This is a genomic window from Lacticaseibacillus jixianensis, from assembly GCF_003946485.1.
Lineage (GTDB): Bacteria > Bacillota > Bacilli > Lactobacillales > Lactobacillaceae > Lacticaseibacillus > Lacticaseibacillus jixianensis.
Genome location: NZ_RHOJ01000017.1, coordinates 18,836 through 45,795 on the forward strand (window position 1 = coordinate 18,836; position 26,960 = coordinate 45,795).

Annotated in this window: 24 protein-coding genes; 6 read left to right on the forward strand and 18 right to left on the reverse strand. The window is 61.1% G+C overall.

Annotated features, from left to right (window positions below; genetic code table 11):
* The first annotated feature begins 41 nt into the window (after window positions 1-41).
* Both EKM85_RS07855 and EKM85_RS07860 read left to right on the forward strand, forming a co-directional pair.
* On the forward strand, window positions 42-2,420 hold the full coding sequence (locus EKM85_RS07855) for a glycoside hydrolase family 3 C-terminal domain-containing protein (RefSeq protein ID WP_225418959.1): 2,379 nt from the start codon (window positions 42-44) through the stop codon (window positions 2,418-2,420).
* A 41-nt stretch (window positions 2,421-2,461) separates the two neighbouring features.
* Complete coding sequence (locus EKM85_RS07860) at window positions 2,462-3,583, forward strand: alpha-L-fucosidase (protein ID WP_164510712.1); 1,122 nt, start codon at window positions 2,462-2,464, stop codon at window positions 3,581-3,583.
* 205 nt (window positions 3,584-3,788) lie between these two features.
* On the opposite strand, the gene EKM85_RS07865 is transcribed toward EKM85_RS07860, so the two are convergent.
* The 13 genes from EKM85_RS07865 to EKM85_RS07925 form a co-directional block, all read right to left on the reverse strand.
* Window positions 3,789-5,216, reverse strand: coding sequence for an MFS transporter (locus EKM85_RS07865; protein ID WP_125585725.1), 1,428 nt, complete (start codon window positions 5,214-5,216; stop codon window positions 3,789-3,791).
* A 154-nt stretch (window positions 5,217-5,370) separates the two neighbouring features.
* The gene (phnW, locus tag EKM85_RS07870) at window positions 5,371-6,483 is read right to left on the reverse strand and encodes a 2-aminoethylphosphonate--pyruvate transaminase (RefSeq protein WP_125585726.1); all 1,113 of its coding nucleotides are present in this window, start codon (window positions 6,481-6,483) and stop codon (window positions 5,371-5,373) included.
* Window positions 6,480-7,271 (reverse strand): phosphonoacetaldehyde hydrolase, encoded by a 792-nt coding sequence (gene phnX, locus EKM85_RS07875; RefSeq protein ID WP_125585727.1) that lies wholly within the window; start codon window positions 7,269-7,271, stop codon window positions 6,480-6,482. Before phnX ends, phnW begins: the two co-directional genes overlap by 4 nt.
* Window positions 7,272-7,313: 42 nt before the next feature.
* Complete coding sequence (locus EKM85_RS07880) at window positions 7,314-8,165, reverse strand: PhnE/PtxC family ABC transporter permease (RefSeq protein WP_125585728.1); 852 nt, start codon at window positions 8,163-8,165, stop codon at window positions 7,314-7,316.
* Complete coding sequence (locus tag EKM85_RS07885; protein WP_225418960.1) at window positions 8,162-8,959, reverse strand: phosphate/phosphonate ABC transporter permease; 798 nt, start codon at window positions 8,957-8,959, stop codon at window positions 8,162-8,164. Before EKM85_RS07885 ends, EKM85_RS07880 begins: the two co-directional genes overlap by 4 nt.
* Window positions 8,952-9,704, reverse strand: a complete 753-nt coding sequence (phnC, locus tag EKM85_RS07890; protein WP_125585729.1) for a phosphonate ABC transporter ATP-binding protein — start codon at window positions 9,702-9,704, stop codon at window positions 8,952-8,954. The genes EKM85_RS07885 and phnC overlap by 8 nt, the downstream gene beginning before the upstream one ends.
* A 1-nt stretch (window position 9,705) precedes the next feature.
* Window positions 9,706-10,740 carry a phosphate/phosphite/phosphonate ABC transporter substrate-binding protein gene (locus tag EKM85_RS07895; protein ID WP_125585730.1) on the reverse strand — a complete coding sequence of 345 codons (1,035 nt, stop codon included), beginning with the start codon at window positions 10,738-10,740 and terminating at the stop codon, window positions 9,706-9,708.
* Window positions 10,741-11,070: 330 nt separating this feature from the next.
* Window positions 11,071-11,559, reverse strand: a complete 489-nt coding sequence (locus EKM85_RS07900) for a GNAT family N-acetyltransferase (RefSeq protein WP_164510713.1) — start codon at window positions 11,557-11,559, stop codon at window positions 11,071-11,073.
* 325 nt (window positions 11,560-11,884) lie between these two features.
* Window positions 11,885-13,345, reverse strand: a complete 1,461-nt coding sequence (locus tag EKM85_RS07905; RefSeq protein WP_125585732.1) for a 6-phospho-beta-glucosidase — start codon at window positions 13,343-13,345, stop codon at window positions 11,885-11,887.
* A 122-nt stretch (window positions 13,346-13,467) separates the two neighbouring features.
* Window positions 13,468-15,366 (reverse strand): ABC transporter ATP-binding protein, encoded by a 1,899-nt coding sequence (locus tag EKM85_RS07910; protein ID WP_125585733.1) that lies wholly within the window; start codon window positions 15,364-15,366, stop codon window positions 13,468-13,470.
* Window positions 15,338-17,182 carry an ABC transporter ATP-binding protein gene (locus EKM85_RS07915; RefSeq protein WP_125585734.1) on the reverse strand — a complete coding sequence of 615 codons (1,845 nt, stop codon included), beginning with the start codon at window positions 17,180-17,182 and terminating at the stop codon, window positions 15,338-15,340. Before EKM85_RS07915 ends, EKM85_RS07910 begins: the two co-directional genes overlap by 29 nt.
* Window positions 17,183-17,248: 66 nt before the next feature.
* Window positions 17,249-18,118 carry a sensor histidine kinase gene (locus EKM85_RS11685; RefSeq protein ID WP_379882610.1) on the reverse strand — a complete coding sequence of 290 codons (870 nt, stop codon included), beginning with the start codon at window positions 18,116-18,118 and terminating at the stop codon, window positions 17,249-17,251.
* A 268-nt stretch (window positions 18,119-18,386) separates the two neighbouring features.
* Window positions 18,387-19,085: a LytR/AlgR family response regulator transcription factor gene (locus tag EKM85_RS07925; RefSeq protein ID WP_125585735.1), complete on the reverse strand. Its 699-nt coding sequence runs from the start codon at window positions 19,083-19,085 to the stop codon at window positions 18,387-18,389.
* A gap of 510 nt (window positions 19,086-19,595) precedes the next feature.
* Between EKM85_RS07925 and EKM85_RS07930 the strand changes: the two genes are divergently transcribed.
* Window positions 19,596-20,093 carry a hypothetical protein gene (locus tag EKM85_RS07930; protein ID WP_125585736.1) on the forward strand — a complete coding sequence of 166 codons (498 nt, stop codon included), beginning with the start codon at window positions 19,596-19,598 and terminating at the stop codon, window positions 20,091-20,093.
* Window positions 20,094-20,216: 123 nt separating this feature from the next.
* On the opposite strand, the gene EKM85_RS07935 is transcribed toward EKM85_RS07930, so the two are convergent.
* The 5 genes from EKM85_RS07935 to EKM85_RS07950 form a co-directional block, all read right to left on the reverse strand.
* Window positions 20,217-20,870: an MIP/aquaporin family protein gene (locus tag EKM85_RS07935; RefSeq protein WP_125585737.1), complete on the reverse strand. Its 654-nt coding sequence runs from the start codon at window positions 20,868-20,870 to the stop codon at window positions 20,217-20,219.
* A gap of 257 nt (window positions 20,871-21,127) precedes the next feature.
* Window positions 21,128-21,238: a putative metal homeostasis protein gene (locus tag EKM85_RS11485; protein WP_164510714.1), complete on the reverse strand. Its 111-nt coding sequence runs from the start codon at window positions 21,236-21,238 to the stop codon at window positions 21,128-21,130.
* Between the two features lie 9 nt (window positions 21,239-21,247).
* Window positions 21,248-21,517 carry a 30S ribosomal protein S14 gene (rpsN, locus tag EKM85_RS07940; RefSeq protein ID WP_125585738.1) on the reverse strand — a complete coding sequence of 90 codons (270 nt, stop codon included), beginning with the start codon at window positions 21,515-21,517 and terminating at the stop codon, window positions 21,248-21,250.
* Between the two features lie 47 nt (window positions 21,518-21,564).
* The gene (locus EKM85_RS07945) at window positions 21,565-22,455 is read right to left on the reverse strand and encodes a metal ABC transporter solute-binding protein, Zn/Mn family (RefSeq protein WP_225418961.1); all 891 of its coding nucleotides are present in this window, start codon (window positions 22,453-22,455) and stop codon (window positions 21,565-21,567) included.
* Window positions 22,456-23,315: 860 nt separating this feature from the next.
* On the reverse strand, window positions 23,316-23,906 hold the full coding sequence (locus tag EKM85_RS07950) for a hypothetical protein (protein WP_125585739.1): 591 nt from the start codon (window positions 23,904-23,906) through the stop codon (window positions 23,316-23,318).
* 503 nt (window positions 23,907-24,409) lie between these two features.
* On the opposite strand from EKM85_RS07950, the gene EKM85_RS07955 reads away from it, so the two are divergent.
* From EKM85_RS07955 to EKM85_RS07965, 3 genes are all read left to right on the forward strand, one after another.
* Entirely contained in the window at window positions 24,410-25,999 is a 1,590-nt protein-coding gene (locus tag EKM85_RS07955; protein ID WP_125585740.1) for an ATP-binding cassette domain-containing protein, read from the forward strand.
* A 165-nt stretch (window positions 26,000-26,164) separates the two neighbouring features.
* Window positions 26,165-26,359 (forward strand): helix-turn-helix transcriptional regulator, encoded by a 195-nt coding sequence (locus tag EKM85_RS07960; RefSeq protein ID WP_125585741.1) that lies wholly within the window; start codon window positions 26,165-26,167, stop codon window positions 26,357-26,359.
* Window positions 26,356-26,850, forward strand: a complete 495-nt coding sequence (locus EKM85_RS07965; protein ID WP_125585742.1) for a DUF3278 domain-containing protein — start codon at window positions 26,356-26,358, stop codon at window positions 26,848-26,850. Before EKM85_RS07960 ends, EKM85_RS07965 begins: the two co-directional genes overlap by 4 nt.
* Window positions 26,851-26,960 lie beyond the last annotated feature (110 nt).

Consider the following 26,960-nt stretch of genomic DNA (forward strand, 5'->3'; position numbering starts at 1 on the left):
TGGGGCGTGTTATTCTCAAGGTAAGAATTGGGGGTATCAGAATGACGATCACCATCGGCAGCGGCGCCACTCGCCGCGACTTATCTGATCAGGACGCGATCAAACTCACGTCGGGGCGGGATTTCTGGAGCAGTGAAAGCGTGGCCGGCATCCCCGCCATTCGCATGAGCGACGGGCCGCACGGGCTGCGCTACCAGGCGCAGGCGTCAGACCACCTGGGCATCAACGAGGCCGTGCCGGCGACCGCCTTTCCGACCGCCAGCGCCTCGGCTTCCAGCTGGGAGCCCGGCTTGCTGGCCAAAATGGGTGCGGCGATCGCCGAAGAGGCGCGCGCGTTGAACGTCGACGTGGTGCTCGGCCCGGGTGTGAACATCAAGCGCAACCCGCTGGGCGGGCGCAACTTTGAATTTTTCTCCGAAGACCCGCTGCTGACCGGGGCGCTGGCCGCCGCATGGATCGCCGGCCTGCAGTCCAAAGGCGTCGGCGCGTCGCTCAAGCATTTCGCCGGCAACAGCCAGGAAACTGACCGGCTGCGGTCGGACTCGCTGATCGACGCCACCGCCCTGCACGAGCTGTACCTCGAGGCTTTTCGCCTGGCCGTCACCCAGAGTCAGCCCGAAACGGTGATGATCGCCTACAACCTGCTGAACGGCACGTACATGAGCGACCACGAGTACCTGCTCAACACCGTGCTGCGCGGCCAGTGGGGCTTCAAGGGCGCCGTCGTCACCGACTGGGGTGCTTTGAACGACAAGGTCGCCAGCCTGAACGCCGGCACCGACCTGGAAATGCCAAGCTCAGGCCACCTGTTCGATCAGTCGGCTTTGGCCGCGTTGAAAACTGGCCGGCTCGATCGCGCGCGGCTCACCCGGGCGGTGGCCAATATCGCCGCCATCGCCGACCGCAAGCGGCCAGCGTTCACCGGCGACCGGGCCGCCCTGCTCCAAAAGCACGTCGCCTTGGCGCAGCAGATTGAGGAGCACGCTGCCGTCTTGATGAAAAATGACGGGGCCTTGCCGCTGCGGCCAGGCCGCAAGCTCGCCGTGATTGGTGCCTTAGCCGCCCAGACGCGCATTCAAGGCGCGGGGTCGTCACACATCACCACCCCGCAAAGCATGTCGATATTGGCGGGGCTTAAAGCGGCGGGCCACGCGGTCACCTACGCGCCAGGCTATCCGCTGGACGGCGCCGCGGATGCCGCCTTGGTCGCCGAAGCGGTGGCCAAGGCGCACGCGGCCGAAGACGTCGTGGTCGTGCTCGGTCTGCCGGCCACCGCCGAGGCGGAAGGCACCGACCGCACCTCGCTGGCGCTGCCGAAAGCTCAGGTCGCACTGCTGCACACCGTCGCGGCCGCCAACCCCAACGTCGTGGTCCTGCTGGTCGCCGGCTCGGTGGTGACCACGGACTGGGCCAAGGACGCCAAGGCGGTGCTCAACTTGTTTCTCGGCGGTGAGGCCGTCGGGGCCGCCGCCGAGCGCCTCCTGTTCGGCGCCGTTTCCCCGTCCGGCAAGCTGGCCGAAACCTATCCCAAGCGCTACGCGGACGTGCCGTCCAGCGCCCTTTATGGCAGAAGTCCGCTGTCAGTGCCGTACGCCGAGAGCCTGTACGTTGGCTACCGCTACTACGACAAGGCCAAGATGGCCGTCGCCTACCCGTTCGGCTTTGGCCTGAGCTACACGACCTTCCGGTTGAGCGATGCCCGCCTCGCCGCTGCCCACTTGGCCAAAAGCGATCCGGCGCTGACCGTCACTGTTGCCGTGACCAACACGGGGGCCGTGCGCGGCGCCGAGGTCGTGCAAGCCTACGTCAGCGAGGATGACCAGGACCAGCTGGTGCCCAAGCAGGCACTCGCCGCTTTTCAAAAAGTCTGGCTGGCGCCCGGCGAGCGGCAAACCGTGACGCTGACGCTGCCCCAGCGCGCGTTTTGCCGCTGGGACGAGGCGCACCAGCAGTTCACCCTGGCCGGCGGAGCCTGGCACGTGTTCGTCGGCACCAGCAGCCGCGACCTGAGCGCAGCGCTGCCGCTAACCGTTGATGCGCCGGCCTTTCGCATCGCCGCACCAGCCTGGTACCGCCAGCCGAGCGGCCTGCCAAGCGTCAAGGCCTTCACCGCGCTCAGCGGTCTGACCCCGGCACCCGCGTCCGCCCCCAAGCCCGGCGCGTTCACCCGCCTCAGTGTGCCGCGCGATTTGGCCAAGTACTCGCTGGTCGCGCGCCTCGTGGCCACCGCCGTCATCGCCAACATGCAGAAAAACGATGGGACGCCGAAGGACTCGCCGGAGGGCCAGTTTCTCGCCACCATCGTCTGGGACACCCCGCTGGTCCGCCTCGCGCAGCAAAGCGGCGGCAGCTTAAAGCTCTGGATGGTCGACGCCCTGGTCGCCCTGGCCAATCACGGCAAAACAGCGCCGCGGGGCTGAGCACCGTTGCACCCCCACTCGTCATCACAGGAGGGATCACCATGAACGAAGTCAATATTCATCGCCGCCACGCCCCGGCCTGGTTTGAGGCCGCCGACTTCGGCATTTTCATTCACTGGGGCCTGTACAGCGTGCCGGCCTTCGCGCCCAAGCCCGTGACCGGGCCAGGCAAGCACCCGACGCTGTATGAGGTCTGGAAGCACCAGCCGTACGCGGAATGGTATGCCAACTCGATGCTGTTCCCAACCGGGCCCACGGGTCAGTACCACCGCGAGCATTACGGCAACGCGCCGTACGAAGATTTTGCCCAAACCTTCAAGGCAAGCGCCCGCCAGGTGGACGTCGACGCCTGGGCGGACGCGTTTGCCGCGGCCCACGCCAAGTACGTCGTGGTCGTCACCAAGCATCACGACGGCTTCGTGATGTACGACACGGCCGTGGAAAATCCCCACCGCCCCGGCTACCACCTCGGCTTCGATTTCGTCGGCGCGCTAGCCAAGGCCGTGCGGGCCCGCGGCATGCGCTTTGGCGTGTACTACTCCAGCCTGCTGGACTGGACCTTCGCCCACCAGCGTATTCAAAGCGCCGCCACCTTCCTGCTGACGTCGGACCACTCCAAGGCCTACCGCGATTACGTCTGGGCGCAGTGGCACGAGCTGATCGACCGCTACCACCCAGATATTTTGTGGAGCGACATCGGTTACCCGCAGGACCCGCGCCTGCCGCAGCTGTTTGCCGATTACTACCAGGCGGTACCGGACGGCATGGTCAACGACCGCTGGGGCGACTACCCGGCCTGGATGCGGCATAAGGCACTGTACCCGCTGTTCAATCTGGGCGGAGCCTTTGTCAACTGGCGCCAGGAAAAGACGCACAAAACCGCGGCGCCGCAATTTTACGACTACCGCACGCTGGAGTACCACACCGTGTGGACCGGCGCGCCGGACTACTACGAGATCACCCGCGGCATGGACCTGTCGTTTGGCTACAACCGCGCCGCCCGCCCCAGCGACTTCATCGCCGCAAAGCAGGTGCGCCAGATGATTGCAGCCGCGCGCCCGCAGCGCGGCCGCCTGCTACTGAACGTCGGGCCCAAAGCCGATGGCAGCTTGCCCGCACCGCAGGCCAAGGTCCTGCGCGATTTGGCCAGCAAGGCGCTATAGTTGATTTCTGCGAGGATTGCTTTTTCCTCTAGTTCTCCGGCAGAAAAAATCATGCGACACTGGATACATAAAGAGAGCCACCTCCGCAAAGGTAACTCTCCCGCAGAACCGCGTAAAGAGCGGTGGTTGACATGTTAACTAAAAAGTCGCGATGCTTGCCAAAAGTTAGCGCGGCTTTTTAGTTTGCGCTTTTTTCCGGCCACGCTCAGTACTGATTCTTCATCTGCTTTTCGGCCGTCTCCCGGTCAACCTCGCCGGCGTTGACCTTCGCCATCAGCTGGACGTCGTGGTCGTTGAGCTTGTAGAAGCTCAGCGCGATCGTGGCCAGCACCGCGCCGATTGCCGGCACCAGGGCGGTCACGGCCCACAGCCCGCCCAAGGCACTCGCACTTTGGGTGATGTGCTCGGCTTCCAGCGCCGCAAACGAACTGGCGGAAATGGCCTTCCAGCCAAAGATGCTCAGCACGGCCAGCCCCAGCGGCGCGTTCATCGAGGCCAGCTTGGCGGCAAAGGACTGCACGGCAAACGCAATGCCGCGCGCGTCAATCTGCGTTTTGTACTCGCCGTACTCGACGATGTCGGGCGTGAAGGTCAGCCCCAGCACGCCGATCAACCCGATCGGAATGGCGCGCAGCACCACCATGACCAGGTACAGCATTTTGTTGTGGTAACCCACAAAGTACATGGCAAACGCCAGCACCGCCAGGGCGATCATGCTGTAGTAGAACAGCTTGAACTTATCAACGCGCTTAAGGATGCGGCCCATGAACGGCGAGAAAATGATCGTCGGCACCGCCACCAGCACCGTCGTCAGGGTCGCAAACAGCGCGGTCCCAAAGAGGTAGTAAGCCGTGAACAGCCCCACCACCTGGTCGGTTTGGGTCAGCCCCCAAAACAGGTAGCCGAGGTAATAGATGCCCAGAAACTTGTTGGTGCGCAGATAGTGAATGATGTCGCGCAGCCGGTAGTGATTCTCCGCCCCGGCCTTGGGCTTGATGCGCTCCTTGCCGAACACCGACACCGGAAACATCAGCACCAGCGTCATCACGGCGATGATGGCCACCATCTGGGGAAAACTCATCCCCACCCGTTCGGACACCAGCACCGGCCCGATCACGGTGACCAGGAAGCTGCCGGCCAAGGCGAACAGCCGCGCCATCGACAGCAGCGAATTGCGCTCGTTGACCTGCGTCGTCATGCTGGTGACCATCGCGTAAATCGGCACGTCACTCATGGTGTAGCTCGTGTCCCAGATGATGTACGCGATCACGAACCACACCAGCTTCATCGTCGGCGTCAGCCCGCTGGGGATCAGGAACAGCACAATGGTCGTGAGCGGCACAGTGAAGCTGGCCAGCCGCAGCCACGGCAGGGCCTTGTTGCCGCTGCGCCAGTGCACCTTGTCGTACAGCACGCCGAACAGCGCGTCGGCGAAGACGTCCCACAGCTTGGCGATGAACATCGCGGTGGCGACGGCGCCGACGTTGACGCCGTTCATCATCAGGTACGTGGTCGAAAAGGCCGTCAGGGTCATGTACCCCATTGCCTGGCCGGTAAAATACAGCCAGTACGTGATCCGCTCGCGCGGGCGCGTTTCCATCTTTGGAGATTGCGGTGTCGTTTTTGCGTTCATCAGCGGCTCCTTTCGCCGACGCCGGGTCGGCCAACCAATTGAATCCGATTGCACTGGTCATTATACCTTAGTTTGCCGCCCGCTTAACGTCATCTTTAACCAGAAAAAGACCCTTGCTTTGCGCAAACAAGGGTCTTCTGTCATTCTATCAGCACTAACCGGCGGCCGGGGCCAGGGCCGCCTGCGCTTCGGCCACTACCGTCAGCAGCCGCTCGATGTCCGCCAGCTGCACCGCGCCGATGTTGCCGATCCGAAAGCTCGGGATCCGCGCCACCTTGCCCGGGTAGATCACGAACCTGTGAGCCTTGGTGAAGGCGTAGAACGCGGCGAAGTCAAAGTCCGGCGTCGGGTACTTGAAGCTGGTGATGATCGGCGACTGGGCCGCTGGGGCCACGATCAGCTCAAAGCCAAGGGCCTGCATCCCCGCGGCTAGGCGGTGCTGGTTGGCCGCGTAGCGCTGGTTGCGGGCGCGCACGTCGCCTTCTGCCTGCAGCTCCTTCATCGCCTGCGCGGCGGCCAGCACCACGTGGGTCGGCGAGGTGAAGCGCCACTTGCCGGCGTGGGCCTCCATCGTCGCCAGCTGGTCGTACAGGTCCAGCGCGAGGCTGCGCGCGTTTCCGGCGGTCTGCGCGATCACCGCACGACGGGCAATCACAAAGCCGAAGCCGGGCACGCCCTGCAGGCACTTGTTGGCACTTGAGATCAGGTAATCGATCCCCAGCGCTGCCGTCGGAATCGGCACGCCGGCAAAGCTCGACATCGCGTCGACGATCGTGATCAGCCCGCGCGCGTGCAGCGCGGGAATGATGGCCTCGATGGGATTCAGCACCCCGGTCGTGGTTTCGCAGTGCACGATGGCAAAATGGGTCACGTCCGGGTGCCGCGTCAGCGTCGCCTCGATCAGCGGCAGCGCGAACGGCTTCGTCTCATCGATTTCCACCACCACGTGCGGCACGGCCAGGTAATCGGCGATCTCGGCCATCCGCCGCCCGTACGCGCCGTTCACCGCGATCATCAGCTTAGCACCGGTGCGGGGCAGGGCGGTTTGAATGGTCGCCTCGACCGCGTAGCTGCCCGACCCTTGCAGCAGAACGGCAGCGTAATCGTGGCAATCGGCCTGCGCCAGGGTCACCAGGTCCGCCCGCAGCTGCTGGGTGATCTGGTTGTAGTCGGCGTCCCAAGTCGACACGTCGCGGTCCATCGCGGCGCGCACGGTGTCGCTGGTGGTCAGCGGTCCCGGCGTCAACAGTAGGTATGGCTGGGTCATTCGGTCACCTCCACGGCGGCTTCGCTTTGCATCAATTTCATGAGGTCCCGCGCGTTGTCAACGATCAGGTCCGCGCCGGCCGCCGCGTACTGGCGGCGGGCCGCCAGCCTGAGCGCTTGCCGCTCGGCGGTCGGCAGGGCCGCCCACTGATCCTGGCCCAGGGCCAGCAGGTTGGCGCCTTCGATCACCCCGACGGCATTGGCGCCGGCCGCCTGGGCCGCGCGAATGTCGTTCAGGGTGTCGCCGACGATAATGGTGCGGGCCGGGTCGTGAACGTTCAACCGGCCCATCGCCAGCCGGTTCATCGCCGGGTCCGGGCGGCCAATGCCGGTGTCCGCCGCCGTGATGTTGACCTGCGGGTGGTACCCCTGAGCGGCGACCAGCGGCAGCAGGGCCGCGATCATGTCCGCGTCGTACCCGCTGGTCGTGCCGTACGCGATGTTGTTGGCCTCCAGGTACGCGATCAGGTCGCGCACGCCGGGCTTAAGTGCCGCGCGGGTGGGCAGGACCGCCAGCAGGTTGCGCTTGAACGCGGCAAAAATGCTCACCGCCAGGTCGTCAACGCTGGTTTGGTTCAAGCGGCCGGCCAGGGTCGTGCGCACCCGCTCGTCTTTGAGCAGCTGGTGAATGTGGGCCATTTTGTCCATGCCCATGTCGCGGCGAATGGTCGCCTCCGCCAGATCGACGCCAAAGCTGGCGAAGGTCTGCTGAAACGCCAGCAGCGGCGCGCGGCTGCCGTAGTCGATGGTCGTGCCGGCCCAGTCAAAAATAACGGCCTCAATTGCCATAAAGTCCTCCTTGGGTGGGCCAATCAGGCCTTGGCCCACCGATCAATTACCGGTCAACAGTGATTTGCGCATGCGCACCGCGATCATTTCCAGCCCGGCGGCAAACACCAGGATCATCAGCACGATCAGGCCGACTTCCTGGAAGTCGAAGTAAAAGGCGCTGGCCATGAACAGGTAGTACCCGATCCCGCCGGTGCCGGCCGCGGCGCCGACCGCCACCGCGTTGGCGAAGTTGATTTCAAAGCGGATGAAGGTCCAGGCGAGCAGGCGCTGGCGCACCAGCGGCCACACGGCGTGGCGCACGGTCAGCCAAAAGCCCGCCCCGCTGGCGCGCAAGGCGTCCAGTTTCTCCTTGGGGACCTCCTCGATGGCCTCCGCGAAGGCCTTGGTCAGGTAGGCGACGGAGTGAAAGCTCAGCCCCACCACCGCCGCCTCGGTGCCCAGGCCGATCACCGTGGCGTAGACCAGCACCCACAGGATCGTCGGCACCGCGCGAATCAGCGCCATCACGCTGCGCATCACATCGCCCAGCGAGCGCGGCGCGAGGTTGCGCGCCGTGATCAGGGCCAAGAAGAAGGCCAGGCCCGCGCCGATCAGCGTGGTGAGCAGCGCCAGGGCGACCGTGAGCAGCAGCGCCTGACTCAGCTGGGCGAAGGTCTCCTGCCCGAGGTGAGGCTGAAGGAACATCAGCCTTAGATTACGCAGAAAAGTCAGACTGGCCGCGCCTAAATCGACCCCGTGCGGCGCCAGCGTGGTCAGTGTGTAGCCGGTGATCGCCACCAGCGCCAGAAGCAAGGCGCGGGCGGGCCGCTTGGCGCGCAGGCGCGGCCGCGGCGTGGGCGTCAGCTTGGCCGGCTGCAGGGAGTCTGCAGTTAATTCAGGATTGGAGATCATGCGTTCAGCACCTGCCTTAGTTTATTGGAAGTCAGTTCAATGCCGATGGTGACAGCAATGATCGCCAGCACCACCAGCCCGGCGGAGGCGTACCGAAAGCCCTTGAAGTACAGGTCGAAAATAAACCCGATGCCCGTCCCCGTCAGCATTCCGACCAGCGTGGCGTCGCGGATGTTGTTTTCGATCATGTACAGCAGCCACGACAGCATCGGCGCCGCCACGGCGGGCAGGACGCCCTGAAAAATCACCTGCCAGTACGTCGCGCCGGTCGCCGTCAGGGCCTCGATCGGCCCCGGGCCCACCTCGTCCAGCGTTTCAATGAACGCACGGGTCAGCTGGCCGATCGTCATGAGCAGTAGCGCCAGAAAACCGGTGAAGTCGTTTTGCTTAAAGGAGAACAGCAAGATGAGCGCCCAGGCGACAAACGGCACGTTGCGCATCAGTGAGGCAAACAGCCGCACGAGGCCGCGCACCGCCTTCAAGTGCGAGGTCGGCAGCGCGCCGGCCAGCCCGAGCACCAGCGCCACGCCGCCGGCCACCGTGGTCGCGGCAATCGCCACCAGGACCGTGCGCCACAGCTGGTAAAGAATCTCTGGCAGATCCGCCAGGGCCGCCGCGTTGGGGGCAAAGTGTGCCCCGAGCCACGCCCATCCGGCCACCACGCCGAACAGCGCTTGGTGCACGTTGACGCGCAGAACAACCTGGCTGGCCAGCACCAGGGCCACCACCCCCAGCAGGCTCCCCCAGCGCACGCGCCGCTGGTGGTGCAGCATCACCGAGACAGCATTAGGCAAGGGCCGTCGCCTCCTTCTCGTAGATCGCCGCCGCAGCCAGCTCGGTCAGCGCCGCGGCGTTATCGTCAAACACGATCCGGCCGGCGTTGACGCCGACGATGTGGTCGGCAAACTCGCGGGCGATGCCGACCTGGTGCAGGTTCATCACCACGATCAGGTTGCGGGCCTTGGCCAGGTCGGCAATGATAGTCATCACCGTGCGGGTCGACTGCGGATCCAGCGAGGCGATCGGCTCGTCGCAAAGCAGCACCTTGGGGTCTTGCATCAAGGCGCGGGCGATGCCAACGCGCTGCTTTTGCCCGCCGGACAGGTCGCGGGTCTTCTGGGCGGCGTACGCGCGCAGCCCCACCTCGTCCAGCAGCGCCAACGCGTGGCTCGTCTCGGCCTTGGTGTACAGCCCGAGCACGCCGGGCAGCAGGCGCTTTTGCCCCAGGCAGCCCTGCAGCACGTTTTCCAGCGCACTCAGCGGTTCGATCAGGTTGTAGTCCTGAAAAATCATCCCGATCTGCCGACGGGCCTGCCGCAGCGCTTGGGCGTCGGCCCCGCGCAGCTCTTGATCGCCCAGCGTCACCGTCCCCTGCTCCGGCGTGATCAGCCGGTTCAAGGAGCGCAGCAGGGTCGTCTTGCCGGCCCCCGACGGCCCGATGACCGCCGTCACGGTGCCGGGCGCGGCGGTGAAGCTGACGTCCTGCAGGCCCTTTTTCCCGTTCGGGTAGGTCTTGGTTAAATGACGGACGCTCAGCATCTTACTTCCCCACCAGCTCGTGAGTCGGCTTGTACCACGCGTCGTTGACCTCCAGCAGCTTGGTCTGGTCGGTGGCCTTTGGGATCAGCATGGCCTTCTTGGCGCCAGGCTTGGAGAAAATGCGGTCATCCGCGCCGAACTTCTTGGACAGCAGCATCTGCTTGATCGCCTTCTGCGTCTTCTTGTCCAGGGCCTGGGTGTTCAGCACCCACGGCTCGCGCTGCACCGGCAGCACATCAATCGCCACGACCGCCTTGCCCGCCATGCCGGTGAACGGTTCCGGCGCGTTTTTCTTCACGGTGAACACGGCGCCTGGGGTGTCGTAATCGCCGTGGGTCACGTCGAGGTACGGACGCAGGTCGGTGTCGTCAAACGCGGCCGCGGCCACGTCGCCCTTGAAGACGTTTAGCGCGGAGCCCTGGTGCGAGCCGCCGTACAGCACCTTTTGGAAAAAGTCGCCGCTTTTTTCCAAAGAATGCGTGTCCTTCAGCTTGAAGTGGCGCATCAAGGCGGCCGTCGGGACCACGAAGCCCGAAGTCGAGGTGTTGGACACGAAGCTGAAGCTCTGCCCCTTCAGCTTGGTCAGGCTGTACTTATCGCCCACCTTGTACTGGTCCGCCTTGGCGGCCGGGACCATGATGTACGAGCGGTAGGACGCGCCCTTGAGCGTGCCGTCCGGACCGGACATGGTCGCGATCGGCAGCACCTTATTGTTGAGGGCGTGGGCGTTGATGTAGCCGGCCGGGCCCATGTTCGCGATCTGCGCCTTGCCCGAGGCCAGCGCCTGGATCGCCACGTTATAGTCGGTGGTCGTCTGCAAGCGTACGGGCCGGCCAGTCGCTTTCTCCAGCTGCTCCTTCAGCGCCGCGCGGGAGCCTTCAAACGACTTGGCGGACTCGTTCGGGTAAAACACCATGGTCAGCGGCTTCTTCTGGGCGTCCGCTTTGGTGTTCTTCGCGCCGCAGCCGGTCAGGCCGGCAAGGGTCAACGCGCTCAGGGCGCTGGCGGCAAGTACCAGTTTCAGGGATTGCTTCATGTGAGGATCATCCTTTGTTGTCAGTATTTTTGGCACATCCTCACCATACCGGCCGCGTGTAAACATTCACGCCGCTTCGCGTATGGGTTACGTCAAAATCCTGAAGCCAACGTAAAAAAACAAACCCAGGTTATGAATGCCTGGCTGGCGGGCCACCCTACCATTTTGCCGTGATGGCTGCGCCGCTCAAAGCTCCTGCCACCAACCCGGTCGCCATCAGCCATGACAGCAAAAAAGGGGCGCCTGACCAGACGTCCCCGCAGAAGCGATGCTTAAATTGTGGTGGTTAAATGCCAACCCGCACGGTCAAGCAGTGGCGCTTTCACGCCGCTAGATGTCCTTGATGTACCACGTGTCACAGCCGTCGTGCGGGTCGTCTGCCAGCGCGTGGGGCAGGCGCGTAAAGCCTTGCGCCTGGTACAGCTTGTTGGCGATCGGCAGCTTGGTGTCGGTCACCACGTACAGCCGGTGGTAGCCAAACGCCTGCGCGGCCGCAATACTTTGCGCCAGCAGCCGCTTGGACAGGCCCTGGCCGCGAGCGGCCGGTGTCAGGTACAGTTTTTGCAGCTCGCAGATGTCGGCAAAGTCCGCCACCGGGCCGATCCCGCAGCCGCCGAGCACCCGATCATCGTCATCGTCCGCCACCGCGACGAAATACCGTCCGCCCGCGGTGCGCGCGTAGTACTCAGCCAGCTCGCCGATCTGCGGGTCATAATACGCGGTCCCCGGCAGCGCGAGGTCCGCCTCCTCAAGGCAGAACTTCAGGATTGCCTTCATCTGGGCATCGTCTTTGGGCTGAATCTCACGAATCTTTGGCATAACGGTCATCTCACATTTCAGAATGCTACCAGTCTAGCACAGATCGCCGCGAGCTGGGCGTGTGATCAACGATTGGTGGTTTCCCAGCCCTGGCGGAGATGATATCATAGAAACAGCAAAAAGGGCCGTCCTGCCAGACGTCCCCCGCAGAATTGTTCGCACGATGGCTTTTAACGCAAACTTTACGCCGCGTCTCCCGTCAAGGTTCAGCGGCGTATTTGTTTGCTATTTTTTCGGCCGCGACCGAACTCCAACCGCAAAGCGTGTGGCCACGCAAAAATGCCCTGCTCACCACGCACGTGAGCAGGGCATTACTTTATTCAGCTTACTGCGGCTTGACGTCACTGAGATCTTCGCCGTTGGTTTGGATGACGTGTTGGTACCAGTAGAAGGAATCCTTGCGGCTGCGGGCCAGCGTGCCCTCACCTGCGTCATTTTTGTCGACGTAGATGAAGCCGTACCGCTTGTCCATCTGGCCGGTGCCGGCCGACACGAGGTCGATGCAGCCCCATGGCATGTAGCCAAGCAGGTCAACACCGTCTTCATCGACGGCCTTTTCCATTTCGGCGATGTGGGCGCGCAGGTAAGCGATGCGGTACGGATCGTGAATGCGGCCGTCCGTTTCGACCTTGTCCACCGCGCCGAGGTCGTTTTCCACGATCATCAGCGGCTTTTCGTAGCGCTCGTAAAGCCAGTTCAGGCTCCAGCGCAGCCCCTGCGGATCGATCGTCCAGCCCCATTCCGTTGTCTTCAGGTAGGGGTTCGGCACGATTTCCTTATCGCCGACAAAATCGTAAGCCGGGTTGTCCGCCTGGTGCGCCACGGTGCTGGAGGCGTAGTAGGAAAAGCCGACGTAATCGACGGTGCCGGCCGCCAGTGCCGCGCGGTCCGCGGCCGTGATGTCCGGCCGGTAGCCGGTGCGCTTGAAGTACGCCTCCATGAAGGCCGGGTAGTGGCCGCGCACGTGCACGTCGCTCCACCAAGTGCGCTTTTGCATCGCCTTTTCCGCCATGAACAGGTCCGCGGGCTTGCTGGAAGCCGGGAACATCGGCGTGAAGTTGATCATGCAGCCGATCTGATTGGTCGGGTCGATCTCATGCCCGCGGCGTACGGCGAGCGCCGACGCCACCAGCTCGTAGTGGGAGGCCTGGAACATCGCGCTGGCGCGGTCCTCATCCGTTGCGCCCTTGGGGAACAGCAGGCCGGAGTTGGTCGCCATCGAGAACTCGCGGTTGTAGTCGCACTGGTTGTCGATTTCGTTGAACGTCATCCAGTACTTGACCACGCCCTTGTAGCGCTTAAAGCAGGTGGTCGCGAACCGCACGAAAAAGTCGATCAGCCGGCGGTCGCGCCAGCCGCCGTACGCGTTGACCAGGTGCAGCGGCATTTCAAAATGGCTCAGCGTGATGACGGGCTCGATGCCGTACTTGTGGCACTCGGCGAACACGTCGTCGTAGAACTTCAGCCCGGCCTCGTTGGGCTCAGTCTCGTCGCCGTTGGGAAAAATGCGCGTCCACGCGATCGACGTGCGGAAGGCCTTGAAGCCCATTTCCGCAAAGAGCTTAATGTCTTCCTTATAGTGGTGGTAAAAGTCGATGGCCTCGTGGTTCGGATAGTTCAGGCCCGGCTGCACGCCGGCCGGGGTGATCTTGCGTTCCACGCCGTTGGCCCCGGCGGTCATCACGTCGGCAATCGAGACGCCCTTGCCGCCTTCCTGCCAGCCGCCTTCGAGCTGGTGCGCCGCAACCGCGCCGCCCCACAGAAATCCATCAGGTAATTTTGCCATGAGTAATTCCTCCCTTTACCTATTCAGCGTAAACCACCAAGGAAAAATGGTAAACCGCTTTCGCTGAAAAGCCGCGCCGCAAAAACCGTCCTCCCCCAACGGGCAGAACGGTCTGGAAAAACTTATTGAACGACCGGGGCGGCGCTTTGCAGCCCCTTTTGACGTTCTTCCTTGATCTTGGCGTCCGTGTAGTACTGGGCCTGGGCGTTGAACAGCTGGCGATACCGCCCGGCCTGCTTCATGAGCGTCTCGTGATTGCCGTCCTGCACGATCCGGCCCTGATCAAACACCACGATGCGCTGCGAAAAGCGGGTCGAGCTCATGCGGTGCGAAATGTAGATGGCGGTTTTGTCGCCCACCAGCGCGTCGAAGCGCTGATAGATCTCGTACTCGGAAATGGGATCCAAGGCGGCGGTCGGCTCGTCCAGGATCATGATCGGCGCGTCTTTGTACCAAGCCCGCGCGATCGCGATTTTCTGCGCTTCCCCGCCGGAAATGTCGATGCCGTCGTCAAACAGGCTCTTGGTGATCGGTGTGGCCAGGCCCTTCGGCATGGCCTTGACGCGCGCGGTGATGTCCGCCACGTCCAGCGCCTGCCAGACGCGGGCCTCATCCACCTGGGTCGAAGCGGCGACGTTTTCCCCGATCGAATAGGCAAACAGCCGGAAGTCTTGGAACACGACGCCGAGCAGGCTCTGGTACTCGGCCAGGTCGTATTTTTGAATGTCGATGTCGTTGAGGGTGATCTCGCCTTCGGTCGGCGTAAACAGCCGGCACAGGAGCTTGACCAGCGTCGTTTTGCCCGAGCCGTTCTTGCCGACGATCGCCAGGCGCTCGCCGATGTGCAGCGTCAGGTTGATGTGGCGCAGCGCCCACTCGTCGCTGTCCGGATACTTGAACGAGACATCGTGAAACGCGATGGCAAAGTCGTTATCCGTGCGTTTCTCCACCGGCAGGGTGCCGCCGGTGTGCGACGTCGGCATCTTGAGCAGCGTCACGTAGTACTGCAGGTAATTGACCTCGTTCACCGCGTAGCCGAGCCCGCCGATGAAGCCATCAAACGCGAGCATGAACTGCTGCAGGTAACCCACCGCGATCAGCACGGTCCCAACAGCAAGGCCGCCGGCGTACGCCTGGAGCCCCACGAGGACGAACAAGCCGCCGACTGCCAGCTGAATCACCCCGCTGGGCACCGCCGTTGCGCCGAACATCCCCATCATGCCGTGCCAGGTGGCCTGGTTGCCCGCATCCAAGGCCTGCTCCTCGGCGCGGGACATCATGCCGCTGGCGTCGTAAAGCCGGGTCAGCTCACCATTTTTAAAATTCTCCGCAAAATCGTTGTAGTACTGCCACGAGACGTTGTGCGCGACGACCTTCTGGATCATCTCGCGCTGCTTCACGCTTCCGCGCCGCATGCCCCAAACGCTCAGCAGCAGCGGCAGCGCTAGCACCGCCAAAATGACCACCAGGTACCACGGCGTGTTGAACAGCCAGGCGAATTTGCTTTCGGCCACGTGCCCGCGCAGCAGCGTGACCAGAATCCCAATGGCGAACCCGGCGGCGATCAGCAGGTTGAATACCTGATAGAACCCGGTTTGCACCAGCGCGCCCAGATCCCCGGAAAAGCTGGCGCCGCGGCGGGCCGTGTCGTAGGCGGCGCGCAGGTCCTTGGACTCGAAGTCCTGGTAGTCCAGCCGCACCAGCTTCTCGGCCGTCAGCGCCGCCAGCCGCTGCCCCAGCAGTTGGTGATGATCGGCCTGAAGCTTCTCCACCACCCGCTGCAGCACCGTCAGCCCCAGCCGCACCGCCAAAAAGACGAGGAGCAGCGTCACGATTTGCGCCGGACGCGCGCGGCGCTGCAGCAGGATCAACAGCACCCCCAGAAACCCGGTGTTCAGGTACGGCAGAATCCCGACCAGCAGCACATAGCAGAACTGCACCGGCAGCATCCCTGCGTCGACCTGGTGAATCAGCCACACAATTCCGCGCAGCTTAGTCCAAAACGACTTGTTCTGATCCATCGCGTTTCACCTCCTTTTGGTAGTACTTGCTCTGGATCGCGTACATCTCGGCGTACCGGCCGTGCGCGGCCAGCAGCGCCTCATGCGTCCCCTGCTCGGCGATCCGTCCGGCCGCCAGAAAAATGATCTGGTCGCAGAACCGCGTCGACGCCAGGCGATGCGAGATAAACAGCGAGGTCTTGCCGGCGGTCAGCGTTGCGTACATCTGATAAACCGCACTTTCGGCGATGGCATCCAGCGCGGCCGTGGGCTCGTCCAGGATCAGCACCGGCGCGTCTTTGTACAGCGCCCGCGCCAGCATCAGCTTTTGCGCCTGGCCACCGGAGAGGTCCGTGCCGTCATCGGTCAGGTTGCGCGTCAGCGGCGTGTGCACCCCTTGCTTGAGCTCAGCCACGGTCTGCGTCAAAGCGGCCTGGTTTAATGCGGCTTGGACCCGGTTTTCGTCCGGCTGCGCCGTCATTGCCACGTTCTGCGCGACGTCCGCGGCGATCAGCGTCGATTCCTGGAACACCGGGGCGAACAACGCGTACCGCGTTTGCGGCGGCAGCTTGGCCGCATCGACCCCGTTGATCAGGATCGTGCCGCTGGTCGGGGCAAGCAAACCCATCATCAACTTGCTCAGGGTACTTTTGCCGGCCCCGTTGACGCCGACTAACGCCAGGCGCTCACCGCCGGCCAGCGTGAAGCTGACGTCCCGCAGCGTCGGCGTTTCCGCCTCTGGGTAGAGGTAGCTCACATGATCAAACTGAATGGTCACCGGCCGCTTCGCCAACTGCTGCGCCGCCGCAGCCGGCAGCGGCGTGGTGGGCGCCGGGGTTTGGGTGTCCGTGAACGCCCGCAGCTCCTGCAGGTCCAAGCTGGCTTTTTGCAATTGATGCCAGTCCATCAGCAGACTGTTGGTCAATTCCACGAACTGGTTGGTTACACCGAACAGCAGCGTGAACTGGGCGATGGAAAGCGTCTGCCCTGCCGCGGCCAGTACCAGCATGGTGTAGGCCGCACCATCGCGGACGAACCCGGCAATATCGCCGATCAGCTCCGCCACCGCGGTCCGCGTCGAATCCGCCCGCTGCCAGCGCATCCGGGCCTGAAGCAGCGCCTCATAGTGGCTTTGGTACCAGTCGCCGACGTGGTAAAGCCGCATATCCTTGCCGTTCTCCAGGGCGTAGGCGGTGCGGCCCAGGTAGCTGGTCTGCCGCTGCTGGGTGGCCCAGTGGGCCTTGTTGGCCTCGTACCACTGCCGGTACCGTTGCAGCCCCCAATACCCAATCACGGCGGCCACCAGGACCAGGACAAACAGCCAAGGCGTGAACGCGGATAACGTGACCGTGAAGATCAACAGGGTCACGCCGTCGGCCAGGACGCTTTTAGTGCTGCGAAAAATGGCCTCCGCGCCGGCCAGCGTCCAGGACAAGGCGTTCTGAAACGACTGGTGGAACTGCTCCTGAACGTGCGGCGTCTGCAGCTGCTGATAAGGCATCCGGTAGGTCAGCTGGTGGAGTGCCACCGCTAGCTTGGCCCGCAGGTTCGACCCCCAGGCGTCCGCGTAAAACTTGAGAAAGGTGCTCGCGGCCCCCGCGGCCGCCAGTGCAGCGGCCATGCCCAGCGCGACTGCGACAAAGTAGTTGAAGTGCGCGCGGCTGGCCAGCAGGCCCACCAGCCAGGCCGGGACGACCACGCCGATCACTCCCGTCAGCGCCGTGACCAGGACGGTCCCGAGAATGTCCCACTTGAGACCGGGATAATAGCGCTGCACCTGCTTAAAGTACCAGCACAGGTTATTGACCAGTGAATACTGCGGCTTGTTCTTCGCCATGATGCCATCTCCATTCTTACTGCCCTCACTGTACAAAAAAAGCGGCCGTCGCGGGTCACTTTTTCGTTAATGGTCTGAATTTGCGCGCGAATGGTCATGGCTAAGCGGAATCGCAATCTCGGTCACGAACACCGCTTCTTCGTACTGGCGGTTAATCATCCCGCCGTACTTGGCCACCAGCTTGTTAATACGGCGAATCCCCAGGCCGCGCTTGTCGTTCTTGGTCGAGGCGTAGTGAATGTCGATCTGCTGGTCCGCTGGCCGAGTGTTCGTGATCGAAATGTACAGCTGCTGCTTGAGGATTGCGATGTACACGCGCAGGCGCCGCTTCTCCCCCGCCGGCTGCGCCTCGATGGCCTCCAGCGCGTTGTCCATCAAGTTGCCGACAATGACGACTAGGTCAAGGTCTGCGATCAACGGCGTCGCCCCGACGAACGCCTTGACGTTGGTCGGAATGTTATCCCGCTCCGCCAGCGTCAGCTTCGCATTCAAAATCGCGTCCAGCATCGGGTTGCCAGAGTGCACCAAGGTGTCAACAGTATCCAGCTTGTCTTCCAAATCGTCCAGGTAGGCCCGGGCCGCCGCGGTGTCCTGGCTGTCGAGATAGGCCTTCAGCGCCTGCAGATGGTCATGGTAATCGTGGCGCCACCCGCGCATGCCTTCGTACAGGCCCTGCACTTCGCCGCTGTACTGGGCCATCATCTGGTCCAGGCCCTTGGCAAACACCGCGTCCTGCTGCGCGAAAAACTGCCGGACCAACACACTGAAACCGGTGGCCGCCAGCAGCAGCGCCGCGGCCACGACCACCTGCACCCAGCCGGTCGTGAGGACCAAGGCCGCGCCGCCGCACAGCACAAACCCCAGCGCGATCAGCCGCAGCCCCCAGTGGTTCTGGGTCTGCCACAAGCCAACGACAGCGGCCAAAATCACGCCCAGGGCGAGACTGGCCGCGCCGAACCAAAGCGTGCCCACTGCAGTCAGGCCAAATAACGCGGTGAGACCAGCGGCCGTCACTTTTTCCCCGGCGTGCCACTGCGCGGCGAAGCCCACGACCGCAAACAAAACGCCACCCGCCCATGCGAAGTGGCCCCAGGCAAGGGCAAAAGCAGCGAGGCCCAGGCCAATGCCCCGGAGCGTTTCGTGCTTCGCCGACCCGCCCAGGATCAGGCCCAAGGTGCCCCCAGCAAGGGCGGCAACAATCCCCTCAGTCATCATCGGCAAGCCTCCGGTAATGCGCGAAAAAGGCGTCCCGCGTCCGCTTGCGCTGCTGGCGGGCAATTGGGTAGTGGGTGCCGTCTGCCATTTCCACCTCGCCGGTCGTGACGCGGCGCACGAAGTTCAGATTCACCATAATGGAACGGTAGATGCGGATGAACCCGTCCTGCTCCAGGGAGAGGTAATCTTTTAACTGACCACCGGCCATCAACGTCTGCTCCTGCAAGTGAAACGCCAGCGCGTGATCCGTCACTTCGATCGCCGTCAGCTCGTATAATGGAATGCGCTGTGCCCCTGCCGCCGTCGTCACCAGCAGCTGCTTGGTCGGCTTTTGGGCGCGGACTTTGGCGATAATGGTGGCCACCTTGGCGGCGGTCAGCGGCTTCATGATGTAGGCCAGCGCGTTGACGTCATAGCCTTCAAACACGTATTCATCGTAGTTGGACACGAACACCAGCGGTACGGTGGCGTCGGCTTTGCGCACGGCCTTGGCTAACGTCATGCCATCGGCGCCTGGCAGCTTGATGTCCAAAACCAGCACATCCGCGGTCACCTGCGCAAACTCAAACGCCTCGGCGGACGCAAACGGCAGCACGTGAATGGGCTCGCCATCCGTCGAGGCAGCTTCAAACAACTGCTCTGTGCGCGCTCTGGTTTGTTCGTCGTCTTCAATTAGCGCCACCTGCATGAGCCCGCCTCCTCCTTATTTGGTACCGATTATAGCATAGGGCAACACTTCAAGATTGAGATGCAGTATTACCGGATGCGGGCCGGAATCCTCGACAAGCACCCCTTTGCGCCAGGACTTTGACCAAAACGAGTGACAGGCAAATCCTGGCCATGCTATAATGAAAACACAAAAACAGGCCTCACGAATGAGACCTGCGCAGAGCCGTTGTTAACGGCCGGTGTTATTTTAAAGCGTAAGGGCCGTCAGACTTCGCCAAAAGTCTACTGACGGTCTTTTTTGGCGCCGGTGTGGAATAGAAATTCAGGCTTCTAGTCCCCCACGACAGCCACGTCTCAATTAATATTTGATTGACCGCCACACATCGCCGGGTTTATAATTTCTGCAATTAAGATGATAAAACAATGTGATTTGTTTTAATCTAACGGTCAGACTGCGCGGCGGCTGGTCGGATGATACCCAGTAAGGCGAGTTGCCTGATCCGGGCCATCTTTTTAAGGAGATGATTGCATGAACGCGACGCAACGCTACCGCCGGCTCGTCATGCTGCATAAGCACGGGGGCTGGCTCTATGCCGCCTTGTACCTCGCCCTCATGGCGCTGTTCTTCAAGCTGCGGTTCTACCGGCTGGAGTATTACCCCAAAGCCTCCTACCTGCAAAAGCACAAAATCGCGAAGTACGGCCTGGACCGCCTGCACGGCAACCTCGCCAGCATTACCGAGTGGTGGGTCATCGGGCTTTTAGTGATTGGCATCGTCTTGGGCCTGGCCATCTTCCTGTACAGCGGCCGGCAGCTCCGCCAGCCCGGTTGGTCGGCGCTGTTCATTGCTGCGGGTTCGCTCATACCGCTGATTGGCCCGTACGATGAAAATGTCATCGCCCGCATCATGATCGGCACCGGCTTCATTCTCTTTGGCGCCCTCCTGCAATGGTTCATCAACAAGCCGTTGCTCACCGGGCCATCGCCGTACAAGAGTGACAAGCCGCTCTTTTCCGAGCACAGTTAAGCGAAATACAGACTGAACAAAGTCAAAGCGGCGCCGCAATCACAAGATCGCGGCGCCTCTTTTCTTTCGTTCCAAAAAAGCCTCTGCCGAATCGTTATCGGCAGAGGCTTCATCTGATTAGCGTTAGTCTTCCGTGTCCATCAGGAATCGGGACGCAAACGCGGCCAAGACCGCGCCGACTTCTGGTGCCACGATGTACAGCCAGAGGTGAGAAAGCGCGGAGCCGCCGGCAAAGATCGCCGGGCCGATCGAGCGGGCCGGGTTCAAGGACGCACCGGTCAGGTTGACGGAGAAGATGATCAGCAGCATCAGCGTCACGCCGATCGCCAGGCCGGCGAAGTCCCCGTTGCCGTGATCATTGGACGTCACGTTCAGGATCACCACCAAGAACAGGAAGGTCGCCAGCGCCTCAACGAAGAACGCCGCACCCACCGACAGCTTCGGAAAATCGGTCTGGGCCATCTGGTTGGCTGGCAGCTTCAGCGCGTCAACGATGACGCGCACGCAGGCGGAAGCGGCAATCGCCCCAACGATCTGGGACACGATGTAGACCAGCCCTTCGCCGACCGACGTGCGGCCGTTGATCATGAACGCCGTGGTGACCGCTGGATTGAAGTGGCCGCCAGAAATGCCGCCGAACGCATAAGCGGAAATCGTGATGGCGAGGCCGAAGCCGATGGCGATCGTCAGGGCATCACCCTTGGCGAACAAGACGGCACCGCTGCCGAGGAACACCAGTAAGAACGTCCCCATAAATTCTGCACAGATAGTTTTCAATGCAAATTCCTCCAAAAAGTTCGGCCCGGGCAAAGCAATAATGGCATGAACGTCTGGGTCGAGGTATTTTATAACGATTACAGTATAACATAGCGCCCCCTGGGAAATGCCAGTATTACGCCATCAATCGTGAAAAACCCAATTGGACGTGATGCATGTCCATCTCCCACTTGTCCGGCAATACCGGCCAGCATTCTCCACATTGGCATAAAAACAGTCGCGAGGGCGGGGATGAAGCCCCACCATCGCGACTGTTTTTACTTACCTTGTTTTTTCAGCGTCTTGATCGTCCGGAGGGCCCGCTTGCGGGTCTTGATATTGGGACTGCGCATTTGGCGCCGCGCGGTGGCGGCATCACTCTTGGTCATGACAACCTCCTACCAGCTGGCCTTGCGAACACCCGGGATCTGCCCCTTGTGCGCCAGGTCGCGGAAATTTAAGCGCGACAGGCCGAACTTACGCATGTACGCGTGCGGGCGGCCGTCGAGCGTATCGCGGTTGTGAAGCCGGACGGGACTGGAGTCCTTCGGCAGCTTCGCCAAGCCGGCATAGTCACCCTTTGCCTTCAATTCCTTGCGGCGCGCCGCGTACTTCGCGACCAATTGCGCCTGGCGCTTTGCTTTTTCAATTTTTGATTGTTTAGCCAAGTTAGACTCTCCTTCTTATTTTTAGTTAGTGAATCATCTTGAATACTTTAACGCGCCCGCTGGATTTTTTCAAGTGCTTTGTACTGCGCGGTCATCCAGCTGATGTACGTTTTGCCACTCGGCATCGTTTCGGTCACCTTGAGCACCGGCACCCCAGACTTTTTGGCCAGCGTCACCATGTTGGCGACGGTTTGACTTTGAACCTGCGTGTTCTGCACGAAAAACGCGATCTTCTTGCCCTTAATGTCCGCCTGCAGGTCGCGAATATCCTTCGGGCTGGGATCCGTTCCGTCCTCATTCGCGCGGGAGAAATGGTTGTCGACGGTTCGGTAGCCCATGTACTTCAGGGCGTTGTCGAAAACGGGTTCGCTGACGGCGACGCGCTCGCCTTTCGCGCCGCGGCGCGCCTGATCGATCAGGGCGGTCAGTGGTGCGAGCTTTTTTATGTAGGCCTTGGCATTGCGCTGGTAGTCCGCCTTGTGCTTTGGGTCAAGCTTGCCGTACTGCTTGGCCAGTGCGTTGGCCATTTTGGTCATCATCTTCGGCTTGTACCAGATGTGCTCGTTCTCACCATCCGCCACGCCAACCACCTTGGCCGCGGACACGACCTTGGCGTCGGTATTGTTGGCAGCGACCAGTTTCGCCATCCAGCCATCGTACCCGGCACCGTTCATGACGATCACGCGCGCCTTCGCGACGTTTTTCGCCACGGCCGTGGTCGGGTCGTAGTCGTGTGGATCGACGTCGGGATTATCGATCACCGACGTCACCGTGCCGTGATCGCCCACGACGGCCTTTGCGACCTCACCGTAAAAGTTGACCGAGGCCACGACGGTGAGTTTGGTCGCGCCAGCGTGGCCTTGGTCGCTTGAACAGGCTGCCAGTCCCGCGCCCATGATCGTCACTGCCAGCGCCGCGAACCAGTGCTTAAGCTTCATCAGAAAATTCCCCCTGCGTTATCTTTAATCGTAATTGCTACGATTTACACGATTAATGTTAGCGAACTTGGCAAAATGTGTCAAGCCATAATGTTCCTCCAAGCCTGGCGCACCGGCGTTTGTTACGATTAAGCCAAGGCTTAATCGTAACAAGCCATGAAAAAGATCACCAGGCAAGCCCCCGCGCGCAGAGCCTAACGCATCCCCGCATGACTGCTTTGAAAGTGTCCCCTGACCTAAGGCGCCACGCTAAACATGCTTGGCTTGGCGCCCCGCTGCCCTGGGTGTCCCCGACCTGAATCGCAAAAAGCGGCCGTCTTTCCTGAAACTTCCAAGAAAGACGGCCGCCCCTCGCTGCCGGCGAGGCCGAATGCACGCAAAGGGCACCATCCCTCTCGAAATGGTGTCCCGACCCTCGGAGTTGCCCCCGGGGGATTTGTATTTCCCGGTTTCCCGGGACTGCTACCGCCATGACGTCGCCGCCAAGGTTCGCTGTATTCAGTTAGGAATGGTAACAGGTATCCTGCCATGCGTCCTGAAAGGACCCCACGCCTCGACTACGTGGTCTTCTTAGCCAAACCGATCGGAAGGCTCAGCATGCCTGGTCAACCCCACAGTGCGGGTCGGACAAGCCAGGTAGTTTCCGGGTGTTTCTGGTGAGGTTGTTCCTTCCTCGCCCTCCCATCATCCGCAACCAGAATAACGCCTTTCGCAATTCCTGCCAACCACTTGGGCTCGATTTTATGCAGTTTATATGCTCGGCTAATCACAGGCCCTGGGGAGGCCTATCTGCGGCTCACTAAGTCGCCACCGAACCGGTTAGCGTTGCGGCTTTCGCCCCTTGCATCGGCAAAATAAGGCTAGTGCGGCGTGACAGAAGCCAGCTGGTAGGCACCGGCAATATTGTCTTCGCCCAAGAACGCGACCTCGGTTCCCTCAACGAGCTTCTCATAGCCGTAATCGTTGATGGCCTTGGCAAGCTCAGGTTCGGTTTCCCCCGCAGCAATTTTCTTAATGCCCAAAACATCGTGAACGGGCAGTTCTTGCGGATGTGCAAGCAGATACTGACCCGCGCGCCCGCCGGAGACCCGAGCGTAGAAGTCGAAATTGTCGCCAGTCAGATGCAGGAAGGTGAGGTAGATCGGTGCGGTTTGCGAGAAGCTGTACTCCTGCGCCTTGATCCTAGCCAGAAAGACATCCACCGCGGTGGGCGTGATGGTCATCTCAGTTTTCCCGGCACCCTTCAGCGTGACTTGGTTACCTGCCACCGTCAGCGTGATCCCGGTCGACAAAGCGCCGATGATGCTCGTAAAACTGCCCCGCGCAGGCAGGCTCACCTCACCGTTAATCAGCTGCGTCGTAAATAATGTCCGGCCGTTCAGCGCCGCAATTCCGTCCTCCGGGAGCGTGCGAATTGCCGGTTGTGTCAGTGCTTCTTTGACTTGTTTCATATTATTTCCTCCCTAGAGTGTCTACTGTCGGAATTCACTGCTAGCCGAACCATGAGTGCCGCGACCGCAGTGTTCTTCTATTCGCTGTTGATTATAGGTGTGTGAGGGGCAGATGTAAGTCCTTCCAAAGTCTGATTTTTATCGGCGTATTGGAGTATTGCTTCTCACAAGCATCACGTTCCGCGATTGTTTCAGCTAAACAGAGGGAATATAATTCAATCAAAGCGCTAACAACGTCCACCCTTCGGAACCGCCCACCCGCCTGGGCAGAAAGAGGCCAAGATGCGGATTTATCTGAACAGCCAGCTCCGCCAGCGCCTGATTGCCGTCTTCTGCAGCTGATCAGGCGCTGAACGTCACTCAAACCACACGCCCGGCCGCTGAAACGACTTTTGGCAGGGCTCGGTTTGGTGTACGCATCACCCATTTGGCCGCCGATCAGCCGCCCAATTGTCAGCTTCACCTTGTGCCCACGCACATGTTTTCTCAATTGGAGGCGGAACATGAAACTCATCTCAAGCAAAGTGAAGCCGTGGTATGCCCTAACGCTAGTCGTCGTGCTGGCTTGGGGCATCATCTCGGTCTTAGTGCCAATGTCCAGCGGCCAGTTCATCAACCACGCCATGGCCGGCGGTCCTGATCTCTTGAGCCCGTTCTTCTGGCTGTTTCTCGGCGCGTCGGCGTTCGAGATTATCATTTCCACGGCTGGTACGTTTCTCAATAACGACCTCGTCAAACGCGTCAAAAACGAGTTGCGTCAAAACATCCTGACCCGCCTGTTCAAAAGTCAGACCTATCAGGCGGAGCAGCTTTCGGCCGCCACGACCGACCTCAACGTGAACACCGAGGCCATTGCCGAGCAGTACGTCAAAGGCGAGATCGACATCGCCAATTGCCTAGTCATGATCATCGCATCTGCGGCCGGACTCCTGGCAATCAACCTGATGCTCTCTGCGGTGATCATCTTTGTCAGCCTGCTGATCGTGCTGTTTCCTAAGCTGCTGGCCAAGCCTAGCCAGCGCAACCGCGTGGCCAAGGCCGAGGCGCAGGACCGTCTGAATAACAGTGTCAACTCGTTTCTCAAGGGCATTGAAACGCTGAACGTCTTCGGGGCCCAGCGCTACTTTCAAAGCCTGGCGCTGCAAGACAACGTCAAACTTTACACCACTGAAGGCAAGGCTGTGCGCTATGAAACCAGCACTTACGGCGTAAATTCTTTGCTCGAGGTCGTGAAGACCTTCGTGATTATTGCGTTTGGCGCCTACCTGATCACCCAGCACACCCTGACCATTGGGGGCCTGCTCGCGGCGATTCAAATCGCGACCAACGTTGGTGCGCCGATGGAAGTGCTGTCGATGCTGCTGTATTACCGCCGCGAAGTCACGCCGATCGCCGAGCGTATGCAAGGCTACACAGAGCCGAAAGCGCCAGCCTCCCAGCCGCTGAATCCGGCCAAGGTCGAGACGATCACTTTTGATCACTTCAGCCTGACCACTCCGGATAGACCCATTTTGCAGGATCTCAACCTGCAGTTTGAAGCCGGCAAGAAGTACCTGCTGATGGGCAAAAGCGGCGCCGGCAAGTCCACCCTGATTCGGGCAATCACCCGCGTCAAAATCGGCAAGCAAACTGGCCAGTTGCGGATCAACGGCGAGCCCACCGCCAGGTTTGCCAACATCAAGCTGGTCACGCAGGCGCCGGCCATTTTCAACGCCAGTCTAGCCGACAATCTGTTCATGGGCCAGCCGGTCGACGACGCAAAGCGCCAGCAACTGATCAACCTGCTGGAACTGGACGAACTGGTGGAACGCTGCGGTGAAAACGCCGATTTGGTCGAGGAAGACCTGTCCGGCGGCGAAAAGCAGCGGCTGGCGCTCGGCCGCGCGTTGCTGACTAAGCCTGATGTCCTGCTGCTGGACGAATTCAACTCGGCGCTGGACGCAAGGCTTAGTCAAAAGCTTGAAACCTATGTTCTGGGTCTGCCGTGCCTGATCATCTCGGTCATGCACCACCTGGATGAAACACTCCTCTCTCGCTACGATGACATCATCACCCTCAGAGAAGGCCGGGTCACTGGGGTCACAGTGCCGTAGCCACACAGCATTCCCTACTTTATCGGACTACCACTTGGGACATTCCTACCTCAAAGTGGTAGCCCGTTTTTTCGAATTTTCTGTCATTTATAGTTGACACCGAGAGAATCAGGCAGTACATTATACGTGACATAAAGTCAATTATAAATGACAGGAGGTGGCGCCGTGAATCGCGTGCGGCAGTATCGTCAGCTGCAGGGTCTTTCGCAGTTGGCATTGGCGCAGAAAATCGACGTGGCGCGCCAAACCATTAATCTCATCGAGAACGACAAGTACAATCCGTCACTGGATCTGTGCCTGAAACTTGCCTGGGCCCTCAAAACGGACCTGAACACCCTGTTCTGGGAGGAATCAAAATGAAAAAATCGTGGATGGACCGCTTCGTAATTTTCTGGTGGGGCATTAAGCAACCTTATGACGAGCACGCCCGCGCGGAGGTTGGCCACATCTCGACCATCGCGCTGTTGTTGCTGGTCCTGTCAGAATTCCTAGTTCTGATGATCCAGGCCGTCTTCAGCATTGATTGGCTGAACGTTGTGGCGCTGGTCATCCTGCTGATCGCCATGGTTGGTGTGAGCGTCGCAATCAAGAAGGCCGGGCTCACGGCGATTGAAACGACGCGTGCCAACCGACCGCAGGCTTTGCGCCAAGTGAAGCGGGACGCGGTTCAGTACGGCCTGATTTTCGGCTTCGTCTTTGCCTGTATGAAGATTCTCCTCGACGCCACCGCGGGCGACCCCGTGGAATGGATTTACGCGCTGGTCATGGGCGGCGTAGGTGGCATCATTTATGGCCTCGGGACCTATCAAAACGAAAAGAAGCAGATGCGCGTCATACCAGATGATGACTAATCACCTAAAATCAAAAAGGACCAACTCGGTGAGTGAAGTGCCCTACAATTGTTAGACGATAAGTCTGATGATTGTGGGGCTTTTCTTATGACTAAGTACAGCAGCGAATT

Coding starts and splice junctions, on each gene's coding strand:
- EKM85_RS07855 (WP_225418959.1), top strand. CDS start 42: ATGACGATCACCATCGGCAGCGGCGCCACTCGCCGCGACTTATCTGAT.
- EKM85_RS07860 (WP_164510712.1), top strand. CDS start 2,462: ATGAACGAAGTCAATATTCATCGCCGCCACGCCCCGGCCTGGTTTGAG.
- EKM85_RS07865 (WP_125585725.1), bottom strand. CDS start 5,216: ATGAACGCAAAAACGACACCGCAATCTCCAAAGATGGAAACGCGCCCG.
- phnW (WP_125585726.1), bottom strand. CDS start 6,483: ATGACCCAGCCATACCTACTGTTGACGCCGGGACCGCTGACCACCAGC.
- phnX (WP_125585727.1), bottom strand. CDS start 7,271: ATGGCAATTGAGGCCGTTATTTTTGACTGGGCCGGCACGACCATCGAC.
- EKM85_RS07880 (WP_125585728.1), bottom strand. CDS start 8,165: ATGATCTCCAATCCTGAATTAACTGCAGACTCCCTGCAGCCGGCCAAG.
- phnC (WP_125585729.1), bottom strand. CDS start 9,704: ATGCTGAGCGTCCGTCATTTAACCAAGACCTACCCGAACGGGAAAAAG.
- EKM85_RS07895 (WP_125585730.1), bottom strand. CDS start 10,740: ATGAAGCAATCCCTGAAACTGGTACTTGCCGCCAGCGCCCTGAGCGCG.
- EKM85_RS07900 (WP_164510713.1), bottom strand. CDS start 11,559: ATGCCAAAGATTCGTGAGATTCAGCCCAAAGACGATGCCCAGATGAAG.
- EKM85_RS07905 (WP_125585732.1), bottom strand. CDS start 13,345: ATGGCAAAATTACCTGATGGATTTCTGTGGGGCGGCGCGGTTGCGGCG.
- EKM85_RS07910 (WP_125585733.1), bottom strand. CDS start 15,366: ATGGATCAGAACAAGTCGTTTTGGACTAAGCTGCGCGGAATTGTGTGG.
- EKM85_RS07915 (WP_125585734.1), bottom strand. CDS start 17,182: ATGGCGAAGAACAAGCCGCAGTATTCACTGGTCAATAACCTGTGCTGG.
- EKM85_RS07925 (WP_125585735.1), bottom strand. CDS start 19,085: ATGCAGGTGGCGCTAATTGAAGACGACGAACAAACCAGAGCGCGCACA.
- EKM85_RS07930 (WP_125585736.1), top strand. CDS start 19,596: ATGAACGCGACGCAACGCTACCGCCGGCTCGTCATGCTGCATAAGCAC.
- EKM85_RS11485 (WP_164510714.1), bottom strand. CDS start 21,238: ATGACCAAGAGTGATGCCGCCACCGCGCGGCGCCAAATGCGCAGTCCC.
- EKM85_RS07945 (WP_225418961.1), bottom strand. CDS start 22,455: ATGAAGCTTAAGCACTGGTTCGCGGCGCTGGCAGTGACGATCATGGGC.
- EKM85_RS07950 (WP_125585739.1), bottom strand. CDS start 23,906: ATGAAACAAGTCAAAGAAGCACTGACACAACCGGCAATTCGCACGCTC.
- EKM85_RS07955 (WP_125585740.1), top strand. CDS start 24,410: ATGAAACTCATCTCAAGCAAAGTGAAGCCGTGGTATGCCCTAACGCTA.
- EKM85_RS07965 (WP_125585742.1), top strand. CDS start 26,356: ATGAAAAAATCGTGGATGGACCGCTTCGTAATTTTCTGGTGGGGCATT.